The organism is Candidatus Blastococcus massiliensis AP3, assembly GCF_000582785.1.
GTDB classification, from domain to species: Bacteria; Actinomycetota; Actinomycetes; order Mycobacteriales; family Geodermatophilaceae; genus Blastococcus; species Blastococcus massiliensis.
Genome location: NZ_HG931173.1, coordinates 628907 through 645015, shown reverse-complemented (window position 1 = coordinate 645015; position 16109 = coordinate 628907). Strand labels below are relative to the sequence as shown.

Below are 16109 nucleotides of genomic sequence, written 5' to 3'. Positions count from 1 at the left end.
AGGTGTGGGGGGAGGGATGCTCCTCCTAGGGTGCGGACGTGACCGACTGCCTGTTCTGCCGCATGGTCGCCGGGGAGATCCCTGCCGACGTCGTCCACCAGACCGACCGGGTGCTCGCCTTCCGCGACATCAGCCCGCAGGCGCCCACCCACGTGCTGGTGATCCCGAAGGAGCACCACGCCACCGTCGGTGCGCTCGCGGAGACGGACCCAGCGCTGCTCGCCGACGTCGTCGCCGCCGCGCACGCGGTCGCGCGCCAGGAGAAGCTCGTCACCGACGGCTCCGAGCCCGGCTACCGACTGGTGACCAACACCGGTCCGGCCGCGGGCCAGACGGTGCACCACCTGCACGTCCACGTGCTGGGCGGCCGCGACCTCGGCTGGCCTCCCGGCTGAGCACCGATCCTGCGAGGATCGAGCGGTGACCGAGCAGACCGCCCCGCCCGTCCGCGTCGAGCGGGACGGCGACGTCGCCGTCGTCGTCCTCGACAACCCGCCGCTGAACCTCTTCACCCCGGCCGTGTTCCAGGCGCTGGACGCCGCGGTCGCCGAACTGGTCGCCCTCACCGACCCGCAGCGGCCCGACCGGGCGCGGGCGGTGCTGTTCGAGGCCCGCGGCAAGGTCGTCTCCGGAGGTGTCGACGTCACCTTCTTCCGCGACATCGCCGAGGGGCCGGACCCGGTCGGCCGCGGCGGGGAGCTGTGGGCGCAGCTGCTCCGCGTCGCGCAGGCGGTGGAGGACCTGCCGGTGCCGACGGTGTTCGCCGCACACGGCCTCACCCTCACCGCCGCCTTCGAGCTGTCGCTCGCCTGCGACATCCTGCTGGCCGGCGAGAAGGCGTCCTTCGGCCTGGTCGAGATCGTCGTCGGGCTGACCCCGTCGATGGGCGGCCCGCAGCGGCTCGCCGAGCGGGCCGGTGCGGCCCGCGCGCGGGAGCTGATCTTCACCGGCGAGCGCTACCCGGCGGCCGTCCTGGAGCGCTGGAACGTGGTCAACCGGGTGCTCCCGGACGAGGGCTTCGCCGAGGCCGCCCGGGTCTACGCCCGGCAGGTCGCCGCCGGACCCACCCTGGCGCACGCCGCCACCAAGCGGCTCGTGGCCACCTCCGTGCGGGAGGGCGCCCGCGCGGCGGACGCGCTGGTGTCCGAGGTCTCGGGGGCGCTGTTCGCCAGCGACGACCTGCGCGGCGCGGTGCGCTCCTTCCTCACGGAGGGCCCGGGGACGGCGACGTACTCGGGGCGGTGACCCCAAGGGGTGCGAACCACGATTCGGGGTGCCGCACGCGGGTAGCATCGAGCGGTCCGCCACTCCCAGCCAGGAAGGCAGGGTCGAGGGTTCTTGCCCGACACCTCCCCGAACGTCCCCGTCGAGGGTGCCCCCACGTCCCGTGAGGCATCGGCGCAGGCCGCCGCCGTCGACGACACCGCAGCCGACAGTTCCCCGAGTCCGGGCGCGAGCCAGCCGGCCGTCGTCCGCGCCACCATCGCGGTGCCCGAGTCGGTCTCCATGGTCGCCCTGCTCGGCTCCGCCGACGAGCTCCTGCGCCTGGTCGAGGCCGAGGTCGACGCCGACGTGCACGTGCGCGGCAACGAGATCACCGTGACCGGGCAGCCCGCCGACAACGCCTTCGCGGTCCGCGTCTTCGACGAGCTCATCGCCCTCCTGGGCACCGGCCAGCAGCTGCGCCCCGACTCCGTGCGCCGGGTCATCGCCATGCTGAAGAGCGGCGGGTCCGAACGCCCGGCCGACGTCCTCAGCCTGGACATCATCAGCCGCCGGGGCCGCACCATCCGGCCGAAGACGCTGAACCAGAAGCGCTACGTCGACGCGATCGACGAGCACACGATCGTCTTCGGCATCGGCCCGGCCGGTACCGGGAAGACGTACCTGGCCATGGCCAAGGCGGTGCAGGCGCTGCAGACCAAGCAGGTCAACCGGATCATCCTGACCCGCCCGGCGGTCGAGGCCGGCGAGCGGCTGGGCTACCTGCCCGGGACGCTCAGCGAGAAGATCGACCCCTATCTGCGGCCGCTGTACGACGCGCTGCACGACATGGTCGACCCCGAGTCGATCCCGCGGCTGATGGCATCGGGGACGATCGAGGTCGCCCCGCTGGCCTACATGCGGGGCAGGACCCTGAACGATGCGTTCGTCATCCTCGACGAGGCGCAGAACACCACTGCCGAGCAGATGAAGATGTTCCTGACCCGGCTCGGCTTCGGCTCGAAGATCGTGGTCACCGGTGACGTCACCCAGGTCGACCTCCCGGGCGGTGCGCAGAGCGGGCTGAAGATCGTGCGCGAGATCCTCGACGGCGTCGAGGACGTGCACTTCGCCACCCTGACCAGCACCGACGTCGTCCGGCACCGGCTGGTCGGCGACATCGTCGACGCCTACGAGCGCTTCGACGCCTCGCGTCAACCGACGACCACCCGCCCGGCCGCGCCCGCGCCGGCACGACCGACCCGGCCACGCCGGCAGGGGAGCTGACCGCCGTGCCGGTCGAGGTGTCCAACGAGTCCGAGATCGCCGTCGACGAGGCGGAGCTGGCCGGCATCTGCCGCTTCGTGCTCGGCGAGATGAAGGTCCACCCGATGGCCGAGCTGTCGGTGCTCTGCGTGGACGTCGAGTACATGAGCAGCCTGCACGAGCGGTGGATGGGGGAGAAGGGGCCGACCGACGTGCTGGCCTTCCCCATGGACGAGCTCGACACCGCGCGGCCCGACGACCCCGATCCGGGCCCGGCCCTGCTCGGTGACGTCGTCCTCTGCCCGGCCGTCGCCGTCCGGCAGGCCCGGGCCGCCGGGCACACCATGGACGACGAGCTGGTCATGCTCGCCACCCACGGCGTGCTCCACCTGCTCGGCTACGACCACATGGAGCCCGACGAGGAGAAAGAGATGTTCGGCCTCCAGTCGCAGCTGATCGAGGGCTGGAAGTCAGCGCCCCGCGAGCCGGTGACCGGTGCGCCGGCCGGTCAGGAACAGACCCTCCGATGACGTCCGGTGCGATCACCCTGCTGGTGATCGCCTGCTGCCTGGTCCCGCTCGCCGGCCTGTTCGGCGCCATGGACGCAGCGCTCCAACGGGTGTCGCAGGCGCGCGTCGGGGAGCTCCGCCGGGAGGGCGCCAAGCGCGCCCGCGCGCTGGAGGAGGTCGTGCTCGAGCGCGCCCGCCACGTCTCGCTGCTGCTCCTGCTCCGCATCCTGTGCGAGATGAGCGCGGCGGTGCTGGCCACCGTCCTGCTCGACGACCTCTGGGGCTTCGGCTGGCGGACCGTGCTCACGGCGGCCGGCATCATGACCGTCGTCAGCTACGTCCTGGTGGGCGTCGGGCCGCGAACCCTCGGCCGCCAGCACGCCTACTCGATCGCGCTCGCCACCGCCGGCGTGGTGAAGCTGCTCGGCCGCGTGCTCGGCCCCGTCGCCACGCTGCTCATCCTGGTCGGCAACGCGATCACGCCCGGCCGGGGCTTCCGCGACGGCCCGTTCTCCTCCGAGGTCGAGCTGCGCGAGCTGGTCGACATGGCCGAGGAGCGCGGTGTCGTGGAGTCTGGCGAGCGCAACATGATCCACTCGGTCTTCGAGCTGGGCGACACCATCGCTCGCGAGGTCATGGTGCCGCGCACCGACGTCGTCTGGATCGAGCGCACCAAGACCGTGCGTCAGGCGCTCGCTCTGGCGCTGCGCAGCGGCTTCAGTCGCATCCCGGTGATCGGCGAGAACGTCGACGACGTCGTCGGCGTGGTCTACCTCAAGGACCTGGTCCGCCGGTCGCAGGGCAACAACGACGCCAAGAGCAGCCCGCGCGTCGAGGAGCTCATGCGCACGCCGACGTTCGTGCCCGAGTCCAAGCCGGTCGACGAGCTGCTGCGCGACATGCAGGCCCAGCGCATCCACATCGCGATCGTGGTCGACGAGTACGGCGGCTTCGCCGGCCTGGTCACCATCGAGGACATCCTCGAGGAGATCGTCGGCGAGATCGCCGACGAGCACGACGCCTTCCAGCGGCCGCCGGTCGAGGAGCTGCCCGACGGCTCGATGCGGATCACCGCGCGTCTGCCGGTGGAGGACCTCGCCGAGCTGTTCGGCGTCGAACTGCCCGAGGACGACGACGTCGAGACCGTCGGAGGTCTGCTGGCCCGCGAACTCGGCCTGGTGCCCATCGAGGGCGCGTCGGCCGAGATCGGTGGGCTGCGGCTGGTCGCCGAGAGCACCGGCGGACGCCGCAACCGGGTCGACACCATGCTGGTCTGCCGGGTCGAGCAGTCGGCCGAGGACGACGCCGAGGACGGTCGCGGACAGGGCAAGGGGGCCACCCGCTACGAGGAGCCCGCCCCGGTGGAAGGCTGAAGCCCGTGCCCGAACTGCAGCCCGAGGACGCCAAGCTCGTCACCCTGGCCCGTTCCACCCGCGCCCGCACCGGCGCGGCGGAGGGCGCGGCGGTCCGCGACACCGACGGCCGCACCTACGTGGCGGCGAGCGTGGCCCTGCCCTCGCTGAAGCTGTCCGCGCTGCAGGCGGCGGTGGCGGCGGCCGTGTCCAGCGGCGTCGAGGGCCTGGAGGCAGCGGTCATCGTCTCCGACGGCGACGCGGTGGAGCAGGAGGGCCTGGCCGCCGTCCGCGACCTCACGCCGTCGGCACCGGTGCACCTCGCCGGCCCGGACGGGGCGCTGCGCACCACCGTCTGACGGTGACCGAACCCTCCGGTCTCGTCGTCCCGCCACATTCGTCGTCGGGGCCGCACACCGGAGGACGACGGCCGGACATCGAGCGTGACCTCCCGCTTCGATGCTCGTTCCGATGGTGACGGGCATCACAAACACCTCGGCTGGAAGCATTCCCCGGCCGTGATGCAGGGACGGGAGACGGCCGGTGCCGCTGCGATTTCGAGAAGGTCTGGCCGGCGCGCTCGCGGCCACGGCGGTGGCAGCTTCTGCTCCGGCCATCGCCCACGCCGCGCCGCTTGCTGGGGTCGACGACTGTCCGCAGATCACGCTGCTCACCATCGAGCACCACGAGGGTGGTCACCTCCCGGCGATGGAGTGCACCCGGGACGCCGCCGGGACCGTGCTGCTGACGGCCGAGGACACGTGGTCGGTGCCACTGCCGCCGCCAGGCATGCAGGTCACCCAGTCGGCCGTGGGCACCGAGGGGCACACGGAGTTCATCGTGAGGCGCACGGCCAGCGGCGCCATCGAGGTTCTCTTCGTCGACACTTCCGACGGCCACGCCGACCACCCCCCGGCGGACCGCCACGAGGCCGACCACCCCCACGCCGACCATGCCCACCATGAGCACGAGGCAAGCACCGATGCTGTCGACAGCGGCGCCCCGGGGCCGTACCAGGGCGGCGCGCCGGATCGCTGCACGGACGCGCGATGGTCGTCGCTCGGCCACTTCGTCTACGGGCCGCACGTCTGGTTCTACAACGGAGCCGGCGCGCCCCTGAACGTCGCCGCAACCGGTCTCGAGGCGTTCACGTCGAGCTTCGACAACGTGGCCGCCGGCCGCGACGGCTGTCACGTCGAGTCCACCACCGTCCTCACATCCCAGGTATTCGCGGGGGAGACCACCGTTCCGCCCGGCATCACGCCCTCGAGGACCTGCCAGCCCTATGACGGTCTGAACGTCGCCGGGTGGGTCCGCGGCGGATCCGGATACCTCGGACTTGCCTGCATCTACTCCTATGTCGACGCCGGTTACGGACCCCGCGTCTTGGACGCCGACATCACTCTCAACGCCAACTACACGTGGAGCACCGGTCCCGACTTCAGCGCCAGCCAGTACGACGTCGCCAGTGTGGTGGCGCACGAGGTGGGCCACGTCTTCGGACTCGGGCACGCCGGCAGTTCCGCCGCTCCGAGCCAGCTGACCATGTCCGGCTCCGGCGTGTACCCGACGAGCATCTACGCCCGCTACCTCGGCGCGGGCGACCGCGAAGGCCTCAGTGCCCGCTACGGATCCATGGGCGTCGACCGATGATCTTCACCGTCCCCACCTCCACTCGCGAGCGAGGAGTCATCCACGTGAACCGTTCCCGACGTCTTCCGGCGACCGTCCTGGCCTTCCTTGTCGGCGCGTCGCTGGTGCCGGGTATGACGGCCACGGCGACCGCGGCCCCCTCGGTGGCCCTACCGGCCGATTCCGTGCGGCTCGTCGCCCAGTTCCCGGCCACGTTGGCCGGAGCCGGCTTCCAGGTGACCCGTGACGCGGGCACCCGCACCCAGGCCGCGTCCGAGACGCTCCGTTCCGGAGCGCTCCCGCCCTCGGGGCTGCTGAGCGTCACGTTGCCCAAGGTGGACCTGCCGGCGGACAACGGCGTGGCGTTCCTCCAGGCGATCGCGGTGCTGCCGATTCCTGGCACGGACACCGCCCTGCAGTCTGTGGCGTCCGTGGGCATCACCGACCACACGCTGACGGAGACGTCTGTGGTGACTTTGACCGTGCCTGTCCCGAAGGTTGTGCCCACGTACACCCCCAAGGAGGTCCATGCGCTGACGGGAGGGGGCGGGCGCACGGGTGAGGAGCCACCGGACGAGACCGAGATCGCCCGGATGCAGCAGGAGACGGAGGCCCAACCCGTCGCCGTCCCGGATCAGGGGCAGGTCGTGCTGCCCGCCCGTGCCGGCACCGAGGGTGGGGAGGCGGCGCCCGCCCGCAACGAGCCGGAGTACGGCGATCCGGCCCCCGAGGAAGGGGTCGGCGAGGACGGTGGCGCGCTCGAGAACCGCCTGGAGGGGCCGGCCACGCCGTCCCGCCCCGCTCAGAACGGCCCGGACGTCCCGCTGTCGACCCCCCCGCTGCGCACGGTGTCGTACACGAACGACCAGGTCACCGATGCACAAGACATTTACGGCGTCTACACCTTCCGCTCGTGGAGCACCCAGGGCTACGGCATGCGCGCGCAGTTCAAGATGTCGGCCACGGCGGAGACGGTCACGCAGAACGGTTGGCGCAGCGAGGCCGGCGCGTTCGAGGTCAACGGCTCGATGAGCGTGAGCAAGCAGTCGTCCAACTCGAGCACCACGGCCGACACCTGGCCGATGCGCAGCGACTGCTGGCGCAGCGAGACCGGCGTCGTCCCGTCGGTCCAGGGCGACGGGCCCGACTGCACGAACATCTTCTACGGTTTCATCGGCGCGTACGGGAACGACACCTGGCGGTGGGAGCGGCACGTCAGCACCACGTGCTTCGAGGCGTTCATCTGTTCCCAGACGGTGTACGAGACGGTGCGCAACCGGTGGTACATCGGAGGCACCTTCTCCGACGACTTCATCGGGTTGACCAACTATGAGAAGCGTCCGTCGGCGGTCCGCTCCGGGTCCTTCGGCAACTGGACGGGCCTGGACCCGGGATCGACGCGGCAGAGTGACTTCAACGCCTCGTTCACCAGGACCCGCGGCGCCACGGTGTCGGTCAAGGCCACGTGGGGGTCGGCGTTCGGCTCGGTGACGTTCGAGTCGACGACCAGCCAGCGCAACGAGAGCCTCGCCTCCATGACCTACGAGGTGCGGCGGCTGGTGAGGAACGGTGAGACCCAGAACTTCATGTACAAGTACTGGTACTACGACCACGACGGTCGACGGCGGTACGACCACTTCAGCTGCGAACTCAACCCGGGATGGGTCAGCACCGGGGCGTGCTGGAACAACGGGTCGTGACGTGCGCCGGCTCGTTCGTGGTGCGGCGCTCGCCCTGCTCGTCCTCGGGACGGCGACGGCGTGCGGACGGGACGACGCTCCGCGGGCGTCACAGTTCCTGGCTGTCGCCGAGGTGCTCACCACCCCTGCGGCTGACTCCGACGGCGCCGTGTTCTCGGTCGCGCTCCGCAACGACGGACCGGAGCCGGTCACAGTGAGCGAGGTCGTCGTCGAGGCGGACGACGGCCTGGCGATCGAGGTTCTCGGGGCGTCGAGCTGCCGGAGGGGCTGCGCGGGGGCCATGGGGTGGGGGGACGCCGAGCCGATGCTCGCGGACTCGATCGAGTGGCCGGACGGGTTCGTCGTGCCGCCCGAGGCGGACGTGATGGCGGGACGCGCCGACGTCGTCAAGGTGGTCATGCACGTCTCCCCGGCCGACGCCGCCGCCCGGGCCCACCTCGGATCCGGCTGCCTGTTCGTCCGGGAGCTCGCGGTGCGCATCGACGACGGCCCTCCGGTCTCGCTGGGCAACCGGTACGCGGACTTCGTGGTGGCGCTCGACCGGCCCGATGCCGGCGAGCCGGGAGTTCCCGCAGGGTGCCGTGGGGAGGCGCGCCCGACCGGCTGACGCGCCCGCGCCGAGGACGTCGGTGGGCGGTGGGAGACTGACGACGTGAGCAGCCCTGAGCAGACGCCGCACCGCAGCGGCTTCGTCGCCCTGGTGGGCCGCCCGAACGCCGGTAAGACGACGCTGACCAACGCCCTGGTCGGCGAGAAGGTCGGCATCGTCAGCAACCGGCCGCAGACCACCCGGCACGCCATCCGCGGGGTGGTGCACAAGCCGGAGGGCCAGATCGTGCTGGTCGACACCCCGGGCCTGCACAAGCCCAAGAGCCTGCTGGGCAAGCGGCTCAACGACGTCGTCCGCGACACGCTGTCCGACGTCGACGTCATCGTGTTCTGCGTCCCGGCCGACCAGCCCGTCGGCAACGGCGACCGGTTCATCGCCCGCCAGTTGCGCGAGGTGCGCGCGCCCGTGGTCGTCGTCGTCACCAAGACCGACGTCGCGAGCAAGAAGCAGGTGGCCGAGCAGCTCATGGCCGCCAGCCAGCTGGTCGAGGCCGCCGAGGTCGTGCCGGTGAGCGCGGTGAACGGCGACCAGGTAGAGCTGCTCGAGGGCCTCCTGATCAAGCTGCTGCCCGAGGGCCCTCCGCTGTACCCGCAAGCGCAGACCACCGACGAGGACACCGAGCGCCAGCTGGCCGAGCTGGTCCGCGAGGCCGCGCTGGAGAAGGTCTTCCAGGAGGTGCCGCACTCGCTGGCGGTCACCATCGAGGAGATCAACCGCCGGACCGACCGGGACCTGGTCGAGATCCACGCGCTCCTGCACGTCGAGCGCAACAGCCAGAAGCCGATGCTGCTGGGCAAGGGCGGCTCGATCATCAAGGCGATCGGCAGCGAGGCCCGCGTGGGCATGGAGACGCTGCTGGGCACCCGCGTCCACCTCGACCTGCACGTCACCGTGCTCGGCGAGTGGCAGGACGACCCCAAGAAGCTGAACAGGCTGGGCTATTGAGCGCGCACACGCCCAAGGCCCTCTACCGCGACGAGGGCATCGTGCTGCGCACCCAGAAGCTGGGTGAGGCCGACCGCATCGTCACCGTGCTCACCCGCCGCACCGGCAAGGTGCGCGCCGTGGCCAAGGGGGTCCGTCGCACCAAGAGCAAGTTCGGCGCCCGACTGGAGCCCTTCACCCACGTCGACCTGCAGCTCTACACCGGCCGCAACCTCGACATCGTCAGCCAGGTGGAGTCGATCCGGTCCTACGGGCAGGAGATCGTCTCCGACTACCCGGCCTACACCGCCGGCACCGCGGTGCTGGAGACCGCCGACCGGCTCACCGCCGAGGAGAAGGAGCCCTCGCTGCGGTTGTTCCTGCTCGTCGTCGGCGCTCTGCGCGCTCTCGGCGAGCGTGCCCACCCGCCGGGCCTCGTCCTCGACGCGTTCCTGCTGCGGGCGATGTCGGTGGCCGGCTGGGAACCCGCGCTGGGGGAGTGCGCCCGCTGCGGCGAGGCCGGTCCGCACCGGCACTTCTCCGTGCCGGCCGGCGGCACGGTCTGCCCGCCGTGCCGGCCCACCGGCTCGGCGATGCCGAGCCCGGTCACCCTCGAGCTCATGGAGGCCCTGATGACCGGGGACTGGGCGCGTGCCGACGCCAGCCAGGGCATCAACCGCCGGGAGAGCAGCGGCCTGGTGGCGGCGCTGCTGCAGTGGCACCTGGAGCGGGGCCTGCGCTCGCTGCCGCTGGTCGACCGCTCCGAGCCGGCCGCGCGCCCGGAGCCGGCGGTGGGTGCGTGAAACGCGAGGTCAAGGCGCCGAACCCGCACCCCTCCGGGGCCCGGCCGCCGCAGCTGTCCGGGGAGAAGCTGCCCGGGCACGTCGCCATCGTCATGGACGGCAACGGCCGCTGGGCGAAGGAGCGGGGCCTCCCACGCACCGCCGGGCACGAGGCAGGGGAGTCCTCGCTGTTCGACTGCGTCGAGGGCGCCATCGAACTCGGCATCAAGCAGATCAGCGCCTACGCCTTCTCCACCGAGAACTGGCGGCGCAGCCCCGACGAGGTCCGCTTCCTCATGGGCTTCAACCGGGACGTGATCCGCCGTCGCCGGGACGAGATGCACGAGCTCGGTGTCCGGGTGCGCTGGGCGGGACGGCGTCCCCGGCTCTGGCGGAGCGTCATCAAGGAGCTCGAGATCGCCGAGGAGCTCACGAAGGACAACGACGTCCTGACCCTGACCATGTGCGTCAACTACGGCGGCCGGGCCGAGATCGCCGACGCCGCCGCGGCCATCGCCCGTGAGGTCGCGGCCGGCCGGCTGAAGCCGGACAAGATCGACGAGCGGACCGTCGCCCGCTTCCTCGACGAGCCCGACATGCCCGACGTCGACCTGTTCGTGCGCAGCTCCGGGGAGAACCGCACCAGCAACTTCCTGCTGTGGCAGTCGGCCTACGCGGAGTTCGTCTTCCTCGACACGCTCTGGCCCGACTTCGACCGCCGTCACCTGTGGGCGGCGTGCGAGGAGTACGCCTCGCGGCAGCGGCGGTTCGGCAGCGCCTGATAGACAGCGTCCGACCCGATCCGTCGAAAGGACGTCCCGACTCATGCAGCTCTCCGGACTGACCACCGCCGTCACCGGCGGCGCCTCCGGCCTCGGCCTGGCCACCGTGCAGCGGCTGGTCGCCGCCGGCGGCCGGGTGACGATCATCGACCTGCCGACGTCGGCGGGCGAGCAGGTGGCCGCCGACCTGGGGGAGGCTGCCCGGTTCGTCGCGGCCGACGTCACCGACGGCGACCAGTTCGCCGCTGCTCTCGACGCGGCCGGTGCGGACGGTTCGCTGCGCGGGCTGGTGCACTGCGCCGGCGCCGGCCGCCGGCTCCGGGTGCTCGACAAGGACGGCGAGCCCGGCTCGCTGGAGGACTTCGAGTGGGTCATGAAGCTCAACGTCACCGGCTCGTTCAACGCGCTGCGGCTGGGCGCGGCCCGCATGGCGCGCAACGAGGCGGTCGACGGCGAGCGCGGCGCGATCGTGCTGACCGCGTCGGTGGCCGCGTTCGAGGGGCAGATCGGCCAGCTCCCGTACACCGCCTCCAAGGCCGCGATCGTCGGGATGACCCTCAACGCGGCCCGCGACCTGGCGAGCAAGGCGATCCGGGTCTGCACCATCGCGCCGGGGATCATGGACACGCCGCTGCTCGCGCGCCTGCGTGAGGACGTCCGGGCGTCGCTGGAGGCCTCGGTGCCCAACCCGCCGCGGCTGGGTCACACCTCGGAGTTCGCGCTGCTGGCCGCCCAGATCCTGGAGAACGGCTACCTCAACGGCGAGACGATCCGTCTCGACGGCGCCATCCGCATGGCCCCCCGCTGACGGTGTTCGCGGTGACCCGGCTCCGGGCGACGGAAGAGGACGCCGACGCCCTGGCGGCCGCGGTGGGACCGTTGCTCGAGGCGCTGGGAGCCGCGCCCGGGTTCCGGGGCGGGGAGTTCGGCCGGTCGGCCGACGACCCCACGCTGTGGGCCCTGGTCACCCGATGGGACGGCGTCGGCGCCTACCGGCGGGGGTTGTCGGCCGCAGCGGTGAAGATCGCCGGCGCGCCGGTGTGGGTGCACGCGCTGGACGAGCCCGGCGTCTACGTCGACGAGTAGCCCGGGTCCGACCCACCCACGGCGAGGCGGTAGCCGACCTGCAGTTCGAAGCCGTGGCCGTCGCCGCCGTGGATGCGCACCTCGTGCGTTCCCGGAGCCGGCGGGGGGATGAGCGCCCACAGGCCCCAGACCGTCGTCGGCGCCGGGCGCTTGCTGCCGTTGATGCCGTTGAGACGCACGCCGGAGACGACGAAGGGCACCGGGGTCCCGATCTCCTGGAGCTGCTGGGGGACGCCGTCGAGGGTGACGGACCCGAAGGCCCGCTCCACCACGGGCGCGGGCCCCGCGGACGGGGATTCCCACCAGTTGAAGGCCGGCACGAACAGCGGCCGGCCGGCCGGTACGACGCAGTTGCGCTCCCAGGGCTCGCCGGTCGATCCGGCGAGGAACCACACGTCGTCGGGCTGGTTGGCCGCGGCGTGCCGGCCGTCCTCGTCCTCGACCGGGTTGGCGAGCGGACCGGCGGCGGCGACCCACTGCACCCACCGGGCGGCGAGGCCCTCGGGCGAGGACGCCTCGTAGGGCAGCGGGACGGACTCTGCGGGACCGCGGGAACGCGACAGGAACGGCACGGTCGAGCACCGTAGGCGGTCCGGCCCGGCGCGGACAGCCCGACCCGGCTCCGGGAGACGTCTGGGGCAGGTGAGGTGTCGGACGTCGACGGGCGGCTCCGTGCCGGGGCTGGCAGGCTCGCCGTCGTGACGGCGGTCGTGCACGGCGGGATCGACGCGGTACTGGCCGCGAGCCGGGCCGGTGTGCGGCGGCTGGCCCCCGCCGATCTGGTCGAGGCCGCCGCGCGCGGCGCCCTGGTCGTGGACACCCGGACCGAGGTGCAGCGTCGCCGGCAGGGGGAGTTGCCCGGCGCCGTCGTCATCGACCGGACGGTGCTGGAGTGGCGGCTGGACCCCCGGAGCCCCGACCGGATCCCCGAGGCGACCGGCGACGACCTGGAGATCGTCGTCGTGTGCCGGCAGGGCTACAGCTCGAGCCTCGCCGCCGCCTCGCTGCGGGCGATCGGCCTGCACCAGGCCACGGACCTCGTCGGTGGCGTGGAGGTGTGGATCGCCGCCGGTCTCCCGACGTCGCAGGGCCCGGCCGACGTGCGGGAGTGACGCGGCGGTCCCACCGCACGCCCCTGTTCGCCCTTACGGTCGGCCGGTGGTCAGCCGCACCCGCACCGCTCGGTACGCCCGCCGGCGCAAGCGTCGGATGGACGCCGTCGAGCACGATCTGAGTCCGGAGCAGTGGGCCATCCTGCAGGAGGTGTGGGGTGGCTGCGCCTACTGTGGCGCGACCGGCGTCCCCCTGCAGCGGGACTGCGTGCTCGCCCTCTCGCGCGGCGGGCGGTACACGCTGGACAACATCGCCCCTGCCTGCGGCTCCTGCAACGCCAGCAAGTGCAACGACGAGGTCACCGGCTGGCTGCGGCGCAAGCGGCTGGACGAGCGGGCCTTCCTGGTGCGGCACGCCGAGGTCCGCATGCTGCTCGCGCAGCAGTTCTCCGACGACAGGAATCGCGCGGACGACGTCGACGAGCGGGAACCGGCAGGCCACGAGGCGTAGGGCGCCCGGGGAGGGGCATGGAGCACCGCATGACCGATCGGACGCCCGACGATCCCGGTGCGCTCGCCGACCCGACCCGCGACATCGCACTGCCGCCTCTCCCGGACCGGCCCCCGCCCGCGCTGCCGAAGGAGTGGGCCGGGCTGCGTCCCGCGGTCTCGCCGCTCGACTCTCCGACCACCGCCGTTCCCGAGGGACCGAGGCCGCCGGCCGACCTGGCACGCGAGGCAGACACGCGAGCGGAACCGGAGGCGGCGGAACCGTCGGTGGAGGAGCCGTCGGAGGAGCAGGTGGAGGGGCAGCGGCTGGCCAGGGCGCGCACCGACGAGCTCCCGCCACAGCCCGCCGCCTCGGGCCGGGAGCGGACGCTGGCCTTCACGTCGCCCGAGATGCGGCACCGCCCGATCGAGCCGGTGCAGGTGGGCTCGACCCCTCGCCGGTGGTCGTGGGTGGTGCTGACCCTGCTGCCGATCCTGATCATCGTCGGCTCCGCGATCGCCTGGGTGGTCCTGCTCGACGGGGTCTGAGCGCACCGGCCCCGACGGCGGTCGCCGCCCGTCCGCCAGGGGCAACTACCGTGGGCAGGTCAACCGCCGACCGCCAGCCGGATGGAGCCTCTCGCCGTGAGCGACAGCACCGCCAAGCACGACCCCGCCCGCCTCGACAAGGTCGTGAACCTCTGCAAGCGACGGGGCTTCGTCTTCCCGTCCGGCGAGATCTACGGCGGCACCCGCTCGGCGTGGGACTACGGGCCGCTCGGCGTCGAGCTCAAGGAGAACATCAAGAAGCAGTGGTGGCGGACCGTCGTCCAGAGCCGGGACGACATCGTCGGCCTGGACTCCTCGGTCATCCTGCCGCGCCAGACCTGGGTGGCGTCGGGGCACGTCGGCGTCTTCACCGACCCGCTGACCGAGTGCCAGAGCTGCCACAAGCGCTTCCGGGCCGACCACCTCGAGGAGGCCTTCGAGGAGAAGAAGGGCCGGCTGCCGGAGAACGGGCTCGCTGACATCTCCTGCCCGAACTGCGGCACGAAGGGCGCCTGGACCGAGCCCCGCGACTTCAACATGATGCTCAAGACCCACCTCGGCCCGGTCGAGGACGAGTCCGGCCTGCACTACCTGCGTCCCGAGACCGCCCAGGGCATCTTCGTGAACTTCGCCAACGTGATGGGCGCCGCCCGGAAGAAGCCGCCGTTCGGCATCGGCCAGATCGGCAAGTCGTTCCGCAACGAGATCACGCCGGGCAACTTCATCTTCCGCACCCGCGAGTTCGAGCAGATGGAGATGGAGTTCTTCGTCGAGCCGGGCACCGACGAGGAATGGCACCAGTACTGGATCGACCAGCGCACCGCCTGGTACACCGACCTCGGCATCGACCGGGACAACCTGCGGCACTTCGAGCACCCGCAGGAGAAGCTGTCGCACTACTCGAAGCGGACCGTCGACATCGAGTACCGCTTCGGCTTCCAGGGCTCGGAATGGGGTGAGCTCGAGGGCATCGCCAACCGCACCGACTTCGACCTGAAGACCCACACCGAGCACTCCGGCACCGACCTGTCCTACTTCGACCAGGCCAGCAACACCCGCTGGACGCCGTACGTCATCGAGCCCGCGGCCGGCCTCACCCGCTCGCTCATGGCCTTCCTCATCGAGGCCTACAGCGAGGACGAGGCGCCCAACGCCAAGGGCGGCGTCGACACCCGAACGGTGCTCAAGCTCGACCCGCGGCTCGCGCCGGTGAAGGCCGCCGTCCTCCCGCTGTCGCGCAACGCCGACCTCTCGCCGAAGGCCAAGGATCTCGCCACCGCGCTGCGGCGGAACTGGAACGTCGACTTCGACGACGCCGGTGCCATCGGCCGCCGGTACCGCCGGCAGGACGAGGTCGGGACGCCGTTCTGCATCACGGTCGACTTCGACACCCTCGAGGACCAGGCCGTGACCATCCGCGAGCGGGACTCGATGAGCCAGGAGCGCGTGGCGCTGGACCAGGTCGAGTCCTACCTCGGGGCCAAGCTCCCCGGCTGCTGAGAGGGACTTTCGGCGCCGAAAGTCCCTCCGGGTCAGAGCGGCTTGCGCCAGACGAGCAGGTAGCGCCAGAACAGCAGCCGCCGCACCTGCACGCCGGGGAGTACCGCCTCGGCGGCCGTCCGCACCTCGCGGGTGGTCAGCGCGCCGTCGGACACGGGCATGTCGCCGTGGCTGTCCTCGTGCCGGAAGAGGTCCGCTCCGGTCATCGGGCGCAGGGCGCTGAACGCGAGTCCGAGGCCGTGGTGGGCGACCGCAGCCGCGGCCTCGACCGGCAGCCCGCGGGGGAGGTCGGCGCGGGGGAGGGCCACGGCGGCGAGCACGCCGCCGGGCCGCAACCACCCGGCCATCCGGGGCAGAGCCTCGACCAGCGGCAGGTGGTGCAGCACCGCGACGCTGACGACGGCGTCGTACGCGTCCTCCGGGAGCTCCACGGTCAGCGCGTCCGCGACCTGGAGGCTCAGGTTGGCCGGGGCCCCCACGCGGGCCTCGGCGAGCATGACCGGCGAGGAGTCGAAGGCGTCGACCTGCGGCACGGTCGCGGCGAGCCGGCGGGCGAGAGTGCCGGAGCCGCACCCCACGTCCAGGACCCGTTCCGCCCTCTGGGGGATCTGGCGCAGGAGCAGTGAGTGGTACCAGCTGTTGTGACTCCAGTCGGTGACACCCATGCGGGCAG

General features: G+C 72.1%; 20 protein-coding genes. 18 read left to right on the top strand and 2 right to left on the bottom strand.

Annotated elements, in window-relative coordinates:
• Positions 1-38 precede the first annotated feature (38 nt).
• From BN344_RS03150 to BN344_RS03085, 14 genes are all read left to right on the top strand, one after another.
• Positions 39-395: a histidine triad nucleotide-binding protein gene (locus BN344_RS03150; protein ID WP_231486460.1), complete on the top strand. Its 357-nt coding sequence runs from the start codon at positions 39-41 to the stop codon at positions 393-395.
• A gap of 25 nt (positions 396-420) precedes the next feature.
• Positions 421-1245, top strand: a complete 825-nt coding sequence (locus tag BN344_RS03145) for an enoyl-CoA hydratase/isomerase family protein (protein ID WP_040336951.1) — start codon at positions 421-423, stop codon at positions 1243-1245.
• A 93-nt stretch (positions 1246-1338) separates the two neighbouring features.
• Positions 1339-2490 (top strand): PhoH family protein, encoded by a 1152-nt coding sequence (locus tag BN344_RS03140; protein ID WP_051515506.1) that lies wholly within the window; start codon positions 1339-1341, stop codon positions 2488-2490.
• A 5-nt stretch (positions 2491-2495) separates the two neighbouring features.
• Positions 2496-2999: an rRNA maturation RNase YbeY gene (ybeY, locus tag BN344_RS03135; protein WP_040336950.1), complete on the top strand. Its 504-nt coding sequence runs from the start codon at positions 2496-2498 to the stop codon at positions 2997-2999.
• On the top strand, positions 2996-4351 hold the full coding sequence (locus tag BN344_RS03130) for a hemolysin family protein (protein WP_040336949.1): 1356 nt from the start codon (positions 2996-2998) through the stop codon (positions 4349-4351). Before ybeY ends, BN344_RS03130 begins: the two co-directional genes overlap by 4 nt.
• Before the next feature lie 5 nt (positions 4352-4356).
• The gene (locus BN344_RS03125) at positions 4357-4689 is read left to right on the top strand and encodes a hypothetical protein (protein WP_040336948.1); all 333 of its coding nucleotides are present in this window, start codon (positions 4357-4359) and stop codon (positions 4687-4689) included.
• A gap of 379 nt (positions 4690-5068) precedes the next feature.
• Positions 5069-5983, top strand: a complete 915-nt coding sequence (locus tag BN344_RS18865) for a matrixin family metalloprotease (protein ID WP_155858734.1) — start codon at positions 5069-5071, stop codon at positions 5981-5983.
• Positions 5984-6027: 44 nt separating this feature from the next.
• Positions 6028-7662, top strand: a complete 1635-nt coding sequence (locus tag BN344_RS03115) for a hypothetical protein (protein ID WP_155858733.1) — start codon at positions 6028-6030, stop codon at positions 7660-7662.
• Position 7663: 1 nt separating this feature from the next.
• Positions 7664-8269 carry a hypothetical protein gene (locus BN344_RS03110; RefSeq protein WP_040336946.1) on the top strand — a complete coding sequence of 202 codons (606 nt, stop codon included), beginning with the start codon at positions 7664-7666 and terminating at the stop codon, positions 8267-8269.
• 45 nt (positions 8270-8314) lie between these two features.
• Positions 8315-9217 (top strand): GTPase Era, encoded by a 903-nt coding sequence (era, locus tag BN344_RS03105; RefSeq protein ID WP_040336945.1) that lies wholly within the window; start codon positions 8315-8317, stop codon positions 9215-9217.
• Entirely contained in the window at positions 9214-9999 is a 786-nt protein-coding gene (recO, locus tag BN344_RS03100; RefSeq protein WP_040336944.1) for a DNA repair protein RecO, read from the top strand. The genes era and recO overlap by 4 nt, the downstream gene beginning before the upstream one ends.
• Positions 9996-10760 (top strand): isoprenyl transferase, encoded by a 765-nt coding sequence (locus BN344_RS03095; RefSeq protein WP_040336943.1) that lies wholly within the window; start codon positions 9996-9998, stop codon positions 10758-10760. Before recO ends, BN344_RS03095 begins: the two co-directional genes overlap by 4 nt.
• 43 nt (positions 10761-10803) lie before the next feature.
• Positions 10804-11568 carry an SDR family NAD(P)-dependent oxidoreductase gene (locus BN344_RS03090; RefSeq protein WP_040336942.1) on the top strand — a complete coding sequence of 255 codons (765 nt, stop codon included), beginning with the start codon at positions 10804-10806 and terminating at the stop codon, positions 11566-11568.
• An 11-nt stretch (positions 11569-11579) separates the two neighbouring features.
• Positions 11580-11846 carry an antibiotic biosynthesis monooxygenase family protein gene (locus tag BN344_RS03085; protein WP_231486459.1) on the top strand — a complete coding sequence of 89 codons (267 nt, stop codon included), beginning with the start codon at positions 11580-11582 and terminating at the stop codon, positions 11844-11846.
• Here the strand turns inward: BN344_RS03085 and BN344_RS03080 are convergent.
• Positions 11831-12418 carry a hypothetical protein gene (locus tag BN344_RS03080; RefSeq protein ID WP_051515504.1) on the bottom strand — a complete coding sequence of 196 codons (588 nt, stop codon included), beginning with the start codon at positions 12416-12418 and terminating at the stop codon, positions 11831-11833. The genes BN344_RS03085 and BN344_RS03080 overlap by 16 nt on opposite strands.
• Before the next feature lie 126 nt (positions 12419-12544).
• On the opposite strand from BN344_RS03080, the gene BN344_RS03075 reads away from it, so the two are divergent.
• The 4 genes from BN344_RS03075 to BN344_RS03060 all read left to right on the top strand — a co-directional run bounded on the left by BN344_RS03075 (position 12545) and on the right by BN344_RS03060 (position 15436).
• Positions 12545-12958, top strand: a complete 414-nt coding sequence (locus BN344_RS03075; RefSeq protein ID WP_051515673.1) for a rhodanese-like domain-containing protein — start codon at positions 12545-12547, stop codon at positions 12956-12958.
• A 46-nt stretch (positions 12959-13004) separates the two neighbouring features.
• A complete protein-coding gene (locus BN344_RS03070) occupies positions 13005-13409 on the top strand; it encodes an HNH endonuclease (RefSeq protein ID WP_231486458.1) in 405 nt (134 codons plus the stop codon).
• Positions 13410-13438: 29 nt separating this feature from the next.
• Positions 13439-13936, top strand: a complete 498-nt coding sequence (locus BN344_RS03065; RefSeq protein WP_155858732.1) for a hypothetical protein — start codon at positions 13439-13441, stop codon at positions 13934-13936.
• Positions 13937-14032: 96 nt separating this feature from the next.
• Complete coding sequence (locus tag BN344_RS03060) at positions 14033-15436, top strand: glycine--tRNA ligase (RefSeq protein ID WP_040337867.1); 1404 nt, start codon at positions 14033-14035, stop codon at positions 15434-15436.
• A gap of 32 nt (positions 15437-15468) precedes the next feature.
• On the opposite strand, the gene BN344_RS03055 is transcribed toward BN344_RS03060, so the two are convergent.
• Positions 15469-16101: a class I SAM-dependent methyltransferase gene (locus tag BN344_RS03055; RefSeq protein ID WP_040336939.1), complete on the bottom strand. Its 633-nt coding sequence runs from the start codon at positions 16099-16101 to the stop codon at positions 15469-15471.
• Positions 16102-16109: the final 8 nt, after the last annotated feature.